This window comes from Pectobacterium parmentieri (genome assembly GCF_001742145.1).
GTDB lineage: Bacteria > Pseudomonadota > Gammaproteobacteria > Enterobacterales > Enterobacteriaceae > Pectobacterium > Pectobacterium parmentieri.
The window spans coordinates 1428500-1441497 of the sequence record NZ_CP015749.1 but is presented as its reverse complement, the minus strand read 5'-3'; the positions used below and the strand labels follow the sequence as shown (position 1 = coordinate 1441497).

The window sequence follows — 12998 nt, the reverse complement described above, 5'->3', positions numbered from 1 at the left end:
CTTCCCTCCTTAAATTAGTGACCCCGTAGGGCCACTAATTTTACTAAAACGATTACGCCTCTTTATTCTCTTTGATATTCCATCCCGCACTGCTTTCAGCACCTTTACTGCCGGATGAAGTTTGTTCCCAGTACTGCTGTTTCACTTTTGAGGCCTGGAAGGCATAGGTAATGCCAACAGTATCACCACTGTCAGAGCCAGTGTAGTTAACGGAAGTTACGAGCACATCTTCTAAAGTGATACGAGCATATTCCACTTGTTGACCGCCCGCTTTACAAACCGAAAGTTCAATTTTGGAAAGGTGCTTACCACTTGCGCAATATTTAAGGATTGCGGTAGTTGATTTGTCGATCAACGCATTGACACTCAGGTCGACAAAATTAACCTTACCGGCCCCGCCGCCACCACCTACGGACATATTACCAGGTTGGTTAGCGCCCCAGTAAAAGGAATTGATATCCGTCCAGCCGGTGTGGTTAGCGTCTTTAGACTCACCCGTCACACCATCAACTTTTAAAAACATATCAATAGCCATAATTATCTTCTCTTGCTTGGTTTATATTCTGCTTTGATAAAGCATCGTTATGGCAAACAGGAAAGCATGGGGCTGAATAAAACAGTCCATATTTTACCTCTGCCTCGTTTTCTGAATATCGCTACATGTGTTATTCAGAGGGATTTTTTATTACCCCACTTTGTGGATTAATAAAAAAAGTGAATAATTTTTCTCATCGGCATAATAAACAAGACCGATTAAGAACATTGATTCTATTTTTAATAAATCAAAAGACGATATTTACCCATATATTATGGCATTCCATAAAATGCCCTTACATTCAACTATCAATTTTCATTCGATTTCAGCGATGGCAGTTTCGATACTAGGCGCAGCGAAACCGTCAGGCCTTCTAGCTGATAATGCGGGCGCAGGAAGAATTTCGCTGCGTAATAGCCTGGATTATCTTCCTGCTCCTCTACGGTTACCTCGGCTGCGGCCAGTGGTTTACGCGATTTGGTTTCCTGCGAGGAATTAGCAGGATCGCCATCAACGTAGTTCATTACCCAATCGTTCAACCAGCGCTCCATTTCATCACGCTCGCGGAAAGAACCGATCTTGTCGCGCACAATGCATTTCAGGTAATGCGCGAAGCGGCAGCAGGCGAACAGATAGGGCAAACGGGCGGCCAGGCGGGCGTTGGCGCTGGCATCAGCATCGTGATACTCGGTTGGCTTCTGCAGCGACTGTGCACCGATAAAGGCGGCAAAGTCAGAGTTTTTACGATGCACCAGCGGCATAAAGCCGTTTTTCGCCAGCTCGGCTTCGCGTCTGTCGCTGATGGCGATTTCGGTCGGACACTTCATATCCACGCCACCGTCATCACTTGGGAAAGTGTGGCACGGCAGGTTTTCGACTGCGCCACCCGATTCCACGCCGCGAATCGCGGTACACCAGCCGTATTCTTTAAACGAGCGGTTGATGTTGGCTGCCATCGCGTAAGCCGCATTGCTCCATGCATAATTGCTGTGGTCAGAGCCGTCGGTCTGCTCTTCAAAATCAAAGTTATCAACCGGATTGGTGCGAATACCGTAAGGCAGACGCGCGAGGAAACGCGGCATCATCATACCGAGGTAGCGGGCATCTTCCGATTCACGCAGGCTACGCCATGCAGCATATTCGGTGTTTTGGAAAATCTTGGTCAGATCGCGTGGGTTAGCCAGTTCCTGCCAGGATTCCATCTGCATCACACCCGGTGCAGTACCGGTGATGAACGGACAGTGTGCGGCCGCACCGATGCGTGCCATTTCACCCAGAAGTTCGACATCCTGTGGGCTGTGGTCGAAGTAATAATCGCCCACCAGACAGCCAAACGGTTCACCACCGAACTGACCATACTCCTGCTCGTAGATTTTTTTGAACAGCGGGCTTTGATCCCACCCCGCCCCTTTGAAACGTTTCAGGCTACGGCCCAACTCCTTCTTGGAGATGCTCATGAAACGAATTTTCAGCATCTCGTCAGTTTCGGTGTTTTTCACCAGATAATTCAGACCGCGCCACGCGCTTTCCAGCGTCTGAAAATCATCGTGGTGAATGATCTGATTCACCTGCTGCGACAGCTTTTCATCGATCTCAGCGATCAGCGCCTGAATGGTGCGGTACGCATCACTCGATACGGTAATGGCGTTTTCCAATGCCTGCTGCGCCAACGTTTTCACCGCGCGCTCTACTGCTTCACGCGCCTGATCGCTCTTCGGACGGAACTCTTTGTTCAGCAGCGCGCTGAACTCATCCTGACTAAAACGGGTTTCGCCCTGCGGTTGCTGCGGTTGTGAAGTCTGGGTCATTATTGATCTTCCTTACCTTCAGCGGCATCGTCCTGCTTCGGCAGATGCGTCAACGCCTGCAGCAGCGTGGGGTCTTGCAAAATTTTACCGACCAGTTCTTCCGCACCGTTTTTACCGTCCATATAGGTCAGTAGGTTAGCCAACTGGGTACGTGCATCCAACAGCTTGCTCAGTGGCTCAACGTTGCGCGCGATGGCGTCAGGCGAGAAGTCGTCCATGCTTTCGAAAGTCAGGTCGATGTTCAATTTACCTTCGCCGTTCAACGTGTTATCCACCTGAAAGGCAGCGCGCGGCTTCAACGCTTTCATGCGCTCATCAAAGTTATCGATGTCGATTTCGAGGAATTTACGTTCATCGAGGGCCACCTGCGGCTCCAGCGGTTTGCCCACCAGATCCGCCAATACCCCCATGACGAACGGCAACTGAATTTTGCGTTCCGCGCCATAAATTTCCACGTCATATTCGATCTGAACGCGAGGTGCGCGATTGCGGGCAATGAACTTTTGCCCACTGGATTTCGTTGATGCCATGGGTTTCTCCATTAATAATGCGCGGATAACGTCCCGCAGGAAGCGCGCAGGTTTCGCTGCGTTGAGTGGTTACGCTCGCTTAGTCGCGGCGTCCAAAAATGTTTTCCATCTGATGCACACCATCCGGCGCGAGATCGCGGATAATGTCCATAAAGTCGAGTTCGATCAGACGCTGCACGCGGTCAATCATCAGCGGAGCCGGATGGCTTGGCTCATGCTGAGTGAAATACTGCTTCACTTTCTCCAGCATCAGTTGCGCATCGGCACGTGAATTGAGCGGTAAACTACGCCAGTCAGCGGTAACACGCATCGGGGTAAGTGCAACCGGTGCGACAGTTTCGGCGGGTTGTGCAGTGGTAACCTTGGGCCGTAGGGCGTTGAGATCGGTGGCCTGACAACGTTCGGCGATTATCGCAATCTGTTTACGCAGTTGTACCAACTCTGGTACCGCCGATTCACCCAAGCGCTCAGCAAGGGTTTCACTAATAGTTTGTAAATATCCCGCTATTTGCAGAACCGCTTCTGTGCCGGGCTGTTCGCCGCGCGCCAGTTCATCAGTCAGGCGTGGCAAACCGCCGGGATACTCGGCAACGTCCGTTTTGCTACCATCACATAGCGCCACGGCATCGCGCAGCGTGATGCCGTCCGAGGCATAACGCAGCAGCCAGGACTGGCGCACCGCACCGCTTAGTGCCGATTTATCCCCCAGCAGCGCCACAGCATTGATGCGATAAAACGGATCTTCTTCGCTGAACTCGTTCAGACGCGGCCACAGTGGCTCCCAGTACAGCAGCAGTGCCTGCTCAATCAGTTTCAACCCTTGAGCGTAACCCGGCAGGCCTTTCAATTCGGTCCATGCATGCGTCAGCGCTAATATCACGCGCAGGTCTTTACTGCGACTCAGTAAGTCAATCGCCAGCTTTTCAACTTTATTCCAGTCCGCCGGTTCCGCCGGGATAATGGTGTTACCGAACTGCTGCTCGGCTTTGCCCGTGCTAGCCTGTTCCATCGCCTGAAAATCCGCGTGATACTCCAGGTTGTCGCCGCAGGGATTGTCACGGCTAACCGGTGCCAGCAAGGCATCTACATTTATCGTCATGCGCATTGGCCTCAGGATTCAAACATCGGTGGATAAAGTCCGTTTCGTCCGGGTTTTGCTCCACCGGCTGGGTCGAACAACAACGAAAACAACTGCGCGGTGAAATTGCCGCTATGTACCTGCGTATAAAGTGGGAAACCGTCGCTCTGATTGGTCCACCAGAAACTGGTGTAGAACTGTGGGTCAAAACTGTCACCCGGTCGTTTCCAGTTCAGCGTTGACGGGTAGTCACCCGCATCAATCACGTCGAGAATACCCGACTGTTCGCCAAGCCCCTGTGGCTGCGGGATGCGAAGCAACGCCTGATCCAGTTGTTCTGGCGTGCCGCCGCTCCGGACCTCGCGCAACAGCATATTACCAACCTGCTGATACCACTCGCCGGAGCATGCCAGCAGCGCTGGCGACCACTCTGCTGGCGTGAAATGGCGCAGTGCGCACAGCGGATAGTTGCGCCCGACGCTGTCGCACGCGGCGATCAGGCAGCCCATCTGAATCAACTGGCTACCGAGCATCGGCGGTACGACAAAATTCCACACTGGCGCGTTGAGAAAGGCACGCGACGGTGCGTTATCCCCCTCATCACTGGTTTTCCAGTGATGCAGTCCGACCTGAAACCAGTTGGACCACTGCCGATAGAGCGCATCGGGAAAACGTCGCTTCACAAAGTCACCCGAGCTGGGCAATTTTCCGTACCAGCCGGGGGCAGCGTAATGAGTCATTATCAGCTCCTGTTTCAGGGGCAGCCAAAGCTGGGAAGCTGGAATGGGTTGCGAATACTGCCAGGCGTGAACGATAGCGTGACCTGATGACCATCGACGTCGAAACGGGCTTCGCGGGTTAAACCGCCGGTTGAGGTCAGCCGGGCGCGATCGAAGAAGCGATTAAGCGCCCACGGGCCGCTGGTGACCAGTGTCGAGGTAGTGCCATTAGTCAGGCCGAGCTGCATGCGCACCTGGCTGGTGCCGCCTGAACCGGGCCAGTTCACCATCTGCACCGCCTGCGGGCCGTGGCTGTAACGCAGAATCTGACCGTCAACATCCAGCGTCAGGTTGAGGATCGCGTTATCCATCTTCACCGTGCGCAGCGTGATGCGGAACGACGATGTGGTGGCTCCGTTGGCAAAGAAGGCATCACGAATCGACTGCGCCTGCTGGAACGGACGCAGCAGTGCTTCGCCCCCCGGCAGCGTTTTACCGTCGATACCCGGCGTAAAGCGCCACGCGGCATTAGTGGTGTCTACTTTACTGGCCAGATTGTCACGGAAGAAGCTATCCATCAGGCCGCTGCCCGGTGCGAACATGCGCGCCAGATCGTCTGGCGTCACTTCACTGCGTGCGTTGCGTACCAGTGGATAACGACCGGCGATCGCCTGACGACAGAAGCTGCCAACTTCCATGGTGATGCGCTTGCGCACGTTATCCATGTCACGGCGTTGTGCATCGCTGCTGGCACCAACCGCCATACTGGAGACCATATTCTGCAGCGAACCCGGCAGACGGCCAGCACTGGCCTGCAGGCGGCTGATGGCATCGTTCGATGGTGGCGGCATGCCGCTGTTGGCCGCATCCTGCACCGCGGTGAGATAACGATAGAGATCGTCAATCTGATGTAGAAAATCGTCCACCGCCAGCACGTTACCGCCCGGCTGTAACGGCTGCGCCAACTCGATAATCGGGGCGAAATGCACAGCAACGGCCTGCTCCGGTGACTGCTGCGTCGCCCCCTGCCCCTGCGTTGCATTAGTATCCATCGAGTTGAACAGCGCTTCCAGCGTGCGCGTCGCGTTGTTGCCGGATGACGACTGCGCCTGTGCCGTTTTTTCATCCGCCGACTCGCGCGTCAGCGTCAGCAATTTTCCCAGATTGATCACCCATTGGCGTAACGGTGAATGGTTGCCGGACAGCAAACGCGCGGTGTTGATGCGCTGCGGTAAATCAGCACTAGTGTTGAGTTGGATATCGCTAAGGAACTGTTCCCACTGACGAATGTAATCCTGTACATACCATTGGCGTACTGCGAGATCGGTTTGTTGGCTGTTTTCCTGCGGCGTGATGCCGCCCAACACCCAGATATCATCCTGATACAGTGCCTGCGTCACTGGCGCAATTTGCTTATCAACGCGCTGCCAGTAACCATCCGGTGTAAACAGGCCTGACACACCATCATTAACCGACTTACCACTTTTACGAGAGAACACCAGTTCACTCTGTGGCCCGCCCAGCGCCGAGAGCGTCACCGATTTCAGGCTGCCATCGCGTTGCAGCAGGCGCTTCAGACGCCCATAGACGCGTTGTGACAGCGGCATTTGGTTAATCAGCACCTGCCCGCGCTTTATCAACGCATCATCCTTTGCGTATGGCGAAGACTGGATGTGCGTCTCCAGCAGTTGTTGTAGATGCCACGCCAGTTGTTTAACTTCCTGCTGAGTGACGTTCTGCGGCAGTTCGCGCGAGATATTTAGCATCAGCCATGCCTGCAGGAACTTACCGTCGTAGTGCTTCGGCTGATACAGCATCTGATACGCCTTTAGCGCTTCGTAGCTGTAGTCGGCATCGCTGCCGTTGTCGTTGCGCAACCAGCGCGTAATATTTTGCGCCACCTGCGGCAACAGCAACTGTTTTAGCGCTTTGCCATACAACGCCTGAGTGGCATCGTTGATTTCAGTCCCGCGATAGAGCCCCATACGGCGCGTCTGCGGCGGCGCGTCCAGTGAGAAATCAGCGCTTTTAGGCAACTGCAGCAGGGTATTGAGATACGGCACCAGAGCGAACAAGTCACCGTGGCCTTCACGCTGTAGTTGCTGGCCGAGTTGCTCAACCTGCGGCGTTTTGCCCGCGATTTCCTGCAGGTAAGATTTATTTTGACTGTAGCTGGTAACCCACAGCCCCCCGGCAATCAGTATCAGCACCAGCAATGCCAGATAGCCAGACCACAAACCAGCACGGTTACGCAGTTCCCACCAACGGTTGCTACCCGCAAGCCCCGATTCCTGAAAGATAACGTTTTCCAGTACATCTTTCAGGAAGAAGCTTTGCCCTTTATTCGGTGGGATCGGCGCGTTTTTATCCACCTGATCCCAGCGTCTGGATCCACCTTCTCGCTGGCTCGGCAGATGCAGAGCACGGTTCAACTCCCCCATCACGCGGTCAAACGGCAGACCTTCCTGTGTACCGCTGGCAAAATAGATGCCACGTGGTGCGAACTGGGTTTCAAAATCCGAACGCGCGAACAACGTGTCAAGCGCATCCGCTAGCATTGGGCGCAACGCGGCAAACTCCTGCGGGAACAGATAGACCTCTGCGCGCGACTGTCCATCTCTCTCTGCCAGCAACGTATCGGCCATGCCAGCATCAAGACGCTGTTGTAACAGCGAATATTCCTTTTGGAACTGGCTGTTGAGTTCGAAGTCAGCGGTGGAGGCCTGTGCCCACGGGAAGGTGAACCCCCAGATCTGTTCGCGTTGCGCTTTATCCAGCGAACCGAAGTAGCTGCGGAAACCTTTGAGCAGGTCGGTTTTGGTCACCAGCACATACACCGGGAAGCGAATGCCGAGGCGGTCATGCAACTCCATCAGGCGCTGGCGTAGCGCGATGGCCTGATTACGCATCGCTTCCGGTGATTGTGTCAGCAGATCCGACACGCTCAGCGTGACGATCACGCCATTAATCGGCTGGCGACCGCGATACTTACGCAACAGGTCGAGGAAGTGATGCCATTCGCTGGCATCGCGCTCCTGCTGACTCTCTTGGGTGGCGTAACGTCCGGCGGTATCCAGCAGCACCGCTTCGTTGGTGAACCACCAGTCGCAGTTACGCGTACCACCAATACCGCGCAGCGCCGCTTTACCAAATTTATCCGCTAACGGGAATTGCAGGCCCGAGTTAACCAGCGCTGTGGTTTTACCCGCCCCCGGCGCACCGATAATCATGCACCACGGTAACTGATAGAGATATTGATGGCTGAAGCGCTGCGCCCAGAACGGGGCGCCTTTACTGCTATTGCGCTGGAAGTGTGCTTTTTTCAGGATACCCGTCGCTTCAGAAAAACGGCTCGCCAAGGCCTGCTCTTCGTTGGTCAGGCGTTCCGGTGCATCGGTTTTGCCAGTTTCCAGACTCGACATCAACTTGCGGTTAAGCCAGAAGTTGTACAGGCGCGGGATCGCCTGACTCAGTCCCCACACCAGATAGAGCAGCGCGATACTGATGATGCGATTATGCTCTGGTGCAAGCGGGCGTGAATCGGCAATGGAAAACACCGGGCCAATCACCCAGATGATAAAGGCAAGCGCAGTAATACCAACAAAGCCCCAAGCGAGACGGCTGGTCAGCACAGCAAAAAGTATATTCAGCATGGATTACTCCCCTCTCGCCAAGCCGTTGAGTTCCGCTTGCGTCGCGTCTGGCGCGACCAGCAGCGTAATCTCTACGCGGCGGTTACGAGCGCGATTCTCTGCGTTGGTATTCGGCACCAGCGGGTGGTTTTCGCCACGCCCTGCGGCTGTAACGCGTGACGGCTGCGTCAACTGCTGCTGCAACAGGGTTTGCACCGACTGCGCACGCGCCAGCGAGAGTTCATAGTTGGAGGCAAAACGGGCGCTGCGAATAGGCACGTTATCGCTGTAGCCAATCACCAAAACCTTGCCGCGCACGTTGTTCATCGCTTCCGCAACGCGCTTAATCACGACGTCGTAGCGTCCACGCACGTCGGTTGATGCCGAAGCAAATAGCCCATCGCCTTTCAGCGTTACCACGCTTTGGTCAGCTTCATCGCGTACCGCGACCAGACCGGCATCGATCTCCGGTCTCAGGAAGGATTTCAGGTTCAACGAGGCAGGCGGAGGTGGTGCAGGATTGCGGATTTTCACTTCCGGCAGCGTCGTCTGATAGATGCTGGCCAGCACTGGCGAGGTGTAATCACCGAGACGCCAGTTAAGGCCAATATAGAACAAGCAGGCAGCAAAACCGGCAACGGCGGCGCAGGCCCACAACGGGATCATTGGACGCCACCGCTTACGCAGCACCGGCTGATCGGTCGGATGGGGAGAGAGTGCCGCAAAGTAGCTGCCGCGCACGCTTTTGATCATCTGCAGCAGACGCTGCTTGATGGTTTCCAACTGTGAACGGCCATTATCCAACACGCGGTAGCGCCCTTCAAAGCCCAGCAGCAGGCAGAAGTAGATCAGCTCCAGCAGCAGAATGTGCTGACGCGGACTCTGTGACAGCTTCGCCAGTAGTTGGAAAAACTTCTCGCCCCCCCAGGTTTCATTGTGAAATGTCACCAGCAGGCTGTTACTGGTCCACACTCCACGGCTACCCCACGGCGTCAGCGCAGCGGCTTCATCCAGCGCGGTGCATAGACAATAACGGGCACCAACAATCACTTCGTAACTCAGGCCAGACTGCTGGCAGTTCAGCTCGAAGAGTCGAACCTGGTCGATCAGTTGCTGACGTAGGCGTGCCGGATCGTCATGGGAGACGGAGTGTCGAATCTGAGGAATAGCGTTAATCAGCGGGTTGGCAGCCGCCACCAACATATTCTGGTGGTTGATATCCTGCTGCGTGGCATCATGGTTCGGTTTCTGTTGTTCCTGCATCATGCGGCGTGCTCAGCGTTGATTATTCTGATGAACTACGAATGGCCCAGAACTCCATGTCCAGGCCCGGAAACTCACCGGCTAGATGAAGTGCAAACGCACCGGAGCGTTCCATCTCTTTCCACAGCTCGCCGTTCTTATCCAGCTCGAAGTAGCTGTAACCGGCATGCCATGGAATTTGCGGCGGTGCACCCGGCATGGCTTTCAACACCAGGCCGGGTAGTTGCAGTTGAACCAGATCGCGGATTTTGGTAACTGGTGCGACTTTCATTTGTGCTGGGAAGTGGGTTTTCAGGGCTTCGGCAGGCACACTGGCTTTTACTGCCAGCACAAAGCCGAATTCGCGTACCATGCTGCTTTCCGGCACCGTGGCAACGTTGAGACCGTGTGAGCGCTGGGTGAGTGGAAGCTGAATCGCACTTTCTTCCATTACCTGAGATAGCCCCTGACGCAGCAGCAGCGTTAAACGGGTAAAACAGCCGTGCAGGTCATCGTGGTTGTAAAGCGGCAAGGGTTCAGGCGTGCGTGCTGGCATCCAGGTACAGAGTTCAGCAGCCAGTTGCAACCAATAGCGGTAGAGCGTTTCAGGATGCAATAGCGGCAAATGTTGCAGATGCGCATGCAGGCCGAGTTGGCGATTCAGCATGGCCAGTAGCATAAAATCGACCATGTCAGCACTGTTGAAGCGACCAGTACCTTGCGCACGCTGGCTTAGTTGCTGACTGCGCTGCTGCATCAGACCATGCAGATCGTTAAGCATGCTTTGCAGTGGCCGACTGCCGTTGAGCGCCAGCATCGGTGGGATGTAATCGGTATCAAGGCGCAGGTGGTTACCGCTGCGCTTCTCAATCACCTGCGCTACGCCCATTGCCGTCCATTCTGCGGTGAGATCTTGCTCCAGCATCAGACGCAAACGCAGTTTACCGAACTGTACTGTAGCCGCGCCGATCGCCTGCGCGTTGTCATCTTCCACTTCGGTTTCCCAAGCGAGATAGCGCGCCAGAGAATCTTGTGTCTCCTGAAACACCACCGCTTCTCGACCATTGCGGCGGGCTGGGATCGCCAGAACCACGTTAGCACGATCAACATTGGCAGGCAGTTCAAGCGGTGCTGGTCCATGTTGCGGCAGGCTGAAGGAAAAGAACGTGCCATCCGGCAGGCAACCGCTGGCGGCACTTAGCGCTAGTTTTCCCTGACGCAGCAGCGCTTCATCAAACTCCAGATCGAAGAATCCCCAGGTATAAGCGCGTTGCGACTGGCCCCAATCACGTAGTGTGCTGTGAAGATAATTTTCCGACTGCTGGAAATGGTGAGGACGCAGGAACATCCCTTCGGTCCAAACCACCTTTTCGGATCTGTTCATAGGCATCCTTTACTGCTTAACCACGCGAAGGCCGTTGATGTCCGCCATCATGTGGGCGTTCAACTCATCGTCGTTACTTTTCCAGAACGCCCAAAACGCGCTGTTCTCACCATCTGGGAACGGTAGCGCCAGCCGCCAGACTTTGCCGTCCAGCGCCTGATACTCCGCCATGATGCCAATGTAGCGCGCTTCTGGCAGACTTTTGGCGTTAAGCATTTTGCTCAGTTGACCTGACATCAGGAAAAACTGTTGGTTGTTGAGCAACGTGCTACCCAATGCATCTGCGGGCTGATTCTGCAGGGAGTAGAAGTCGGCGGACATGAATTCCGCGTCTGAAGTCAATAACATCACCCGCACCTTGAGCGGTGCGCCGCTGTTGATCTGCGGGTGCGCCTGGAAGTGCAAGTTATAACGCGCCACCGGAGTGGGACTGCTGCTGCACGCAATCAGTAGCAATGCCAGTAGCGGTAACAGCCAGCAGCGCAGTTGCATTATTGTCATCATTCAGCCCTCCCTGCTCAGCGCGATTAGTTGATGATCCAGGTACCGCTAGTTGTGTTTCGGCAGGCTTTACTGTCACTATCAACCGAAACGCAGGTCTTTTTCTTGCCGCCTGTGCGGCGTTTTGGCTGATCCGCTTTGATCGTCTGGTCATACAGTTCGCTCTTCACCACCGCGCGGAATGGCACATAACCAATCAGTTGGGTCGTGGGCTGTTCAGCGACTTTTTTATCATCCGTTTTAGCGGTGCCGGCCTCTGGTCTAACGGCAACCTGAACCTGCTCGCCCAACGCCAACCAGTTGTTCTCCACTTGACCAATTACCGTGTAGGTCTCACCACTTTTCAGAGAATTCACCACGTTGCCGCCAAAATCCGAGCGGGTCATGATCGAGGCGGGATAGAGCGCGCGATAGGCTTCATTAATCGGGCTGAACTGCGCCGGTGGTTTAACCGCATAACGGTGACTCAACGTGACGCCGTCAACGGTGCTGTTGACGATAGTGTCGTCAGTCATTTTTGGCGGAGCTTCACAGCCCGCGACAGCAAAAACAAACATCAGGCTTAACACAATGCGGTGGTTCACCATTCTCTTCATATGTCGTTCCATTAATGCCTAAAAAATGGCCGAAGGCCGGTTATGAACAAGGCGAGTCACAGAACTCTGGTCTGTCTGACGGCGAACTCGCGTTAGTTAATCAATCAACCATTGCATAAGAAAGGTTAATTAGTTTTGTTTTGATATAAATAACAAGCGGTTTAAATCAAGCATTCAAAATGCAACAGAAGCAACAGGGGCGTTTGTAAGAAAGGATTCTGAATAGGACACAAAAGCGCAGATTAATGATCAGTTTTTAATCAAAAAATCATGTTAATTTGTAAACTTTAAGCTTTTTTATGCCATATCCAGTTTAATAATCATCAAATCAAGTTAATTAAATTAATTAATTGAGTTTTATGGTTAAAAATAATCACTGCTGGCGTTTGTTTTATTTAAGAAAATATCAATATAAAACAATAAGATATTGAAATTAAATTATCAAAGCTACCGCACGAACCAGGAATTTCCGGTTCGAAATCGAAATTAACAATAAATTGTTTAATATATTTACGGAAGATTACAGAATACTGACAGAATTTCAACTCATCGCTAGCGGAGGAACTGCTTTCGGTAAATTTTAACAAAGGTTTTAAATACACATCTGTATTATAATTGTACAGTGGCCTAGGAGCAGTCTGAATAATTCATTAAAAATATGAAATAATCCCATTTGTAGATGAAATTTTCTCATGATTTTTATTAAAAATAATCATGAAGAAATTGATGCTTATCTTTCGCGAAATCATCAAAGCTGAGTGCCAAACACGGATTTAGCGGGAATAGAGGTCAATGCAATGCCATCCCCTGAGAAGTTACACGAGTCAACGCGATCAGCCCGACGGGGAACAGCAAGCCGAGAGTGAACCCACGTGTCAGCAACGCGGACAGAAAGGTCTTAAATGAATTGATGCGATGATGGATAAACAGGGCGGTGTTCCCTAAACGTCGGGCGTTCATTGACTGCCCGACG

11 protein-coding genes are annotated in these 12998 nt (G+C 53.4%); all 11 read right to left on the bottom strand.

The window, feature by feature from the left end; all coding sequences use genetic code 11:
• Window positions 1-52: 52 nt before the first annotated feature.
• Window positions 53-535 (bottom strand): Hcp family type VI secretion system effector, encoded by a 483-nt coding sequence (locus A8F97_RS06360; protein ID WP_014700094.1) that lies wholly within the window; start codon window positions 533-535, stop codon window positions 53-55.
• Window positions 536-843: 308 nt separating this feature from the next.
• Complete coding sequence (gene tssC, locus A8F97_RS06355) at window positions 844-2343, bottom strand: type VI secretion system contractile sheath large subunit (protein ID WP_033071548.1); 1500 nt, start codon at window positions 2341-2343, stop codon at window positions 844-846.
• Complete coding sequence (gene tssB / locus A8F97_RS06350) at window positions 2343-2873, bottom strand: type VI secretion system contractile sheath small subunit (RefSeq protein ID WP_014700096.1); 531 nt, start codon at window positions 2871-2873, stop codon at window positions 2343-2345. The genes tssC and tssB overlap by 1 nt, the downstream gene beginning before the upstream one ends.
• Window positions 2874-2952: 79 nt before the next feature.
• Window positions 2953-3972, bottom strand: a complete 1020-nt coding sequence (gene tssA, locus A8F97_RS06345; RefSeq protein ID WP_014700097.1) for a type VI secretion system protein TssA — start codon at window positions 3970-3972, stop codon at window positions 2953-2955.
• Window positions 3973-3983: 11 nt separating this feature from the next.
• The gene (gene tagF, locus A8F97_RS06340; protein ID WP_014700098.1) at window positions 3984-4691 is read right to left on the bottom strand and encodes a type VI secretion system-associated protein TagF; all 708 of its coding nucleotides are present in this window, start codon (window positions 4689-4691) and stop codon (window positions 3984-3986) included.
• A 14-nt stretch (window positions 4692-4705) separates the two neighbouring features.
• Window positions 4706-8323 carry a type VI secretion system membrane subunit TssM gene (gene tssM, locus A8F97_RS06335; protein WP_033071549.1) on the bottom strand — a complete coding sequence of 1206 codons (3618 nt, stop codon included), beginning with the start codon at window positions 8321-8323 and terminating at the stop codon, window positions 4706-4708.
• Window positions 8324-8326: 3 nt separating this feature from the next.
• The gene (locus A8F97_RS06330; protein ID WP_033071550.1) at window positions 8327-9568 is read right to left on the bottom strand and encodes a DotU family type VI secretion system protein; all 1242 of its coding nucleotides are present in this window, start codon (window positions 9566-9568) and stop codon (window positions 8327-8329) included.
• A 19-nt stretch (window positions 9569-9587) separates the two neighbouring features.
• The gene (gene tssK, locus A8F97_RS06325) at window positions 9588-10928 is read right to left on the bottom strand and encodes a type VI secretion system baseplate subunit TssK (protein WP_014700101.1); all 1341 of its coding nucleotides are present in this window, start codon (window positions 10926-10928) and stop codon (window positions 9588-9590) included.
• Window positions 10929-10937: 9 nt separating this feature from the next.
• Window positions 10938-11432 (bottom strand): type VI secretion system lipoprotein TssJ, encoded by a 495-nt coding sequence (tssJ, locus tag A8F97_RS06320; RefSeq protein WP_033071551.1) that lies wholly within the window; start codon window positions 11430-11432, stop codon window positions 10938-10940.
• 23 nt (window positions 11433-11455) lie between these two features.
• Entirely contained in the window at window positions 11456-12037 is a 582-nt protein-coding gene (locus tag A8F97_RS06315; RefSeq protein ID WP_033071552.1) for a hypothetical protein, read from the bottom strand.
• A 777-nt stretch (window positions 12038-12814) separates the two neighbouring features.
• Window positions 12815-12985 (bottom strand): hypothetical protein, encoded by a 171-nt coding sequence (locus tag A8F97_RS24325; protein ID WP_154665131.1) that lies wholly within the window; start codon window positions 12983-12985, stop codon window positions 12815-12817.
• Window positions 12986-12998: the final 13 nt, after the last annotated feature.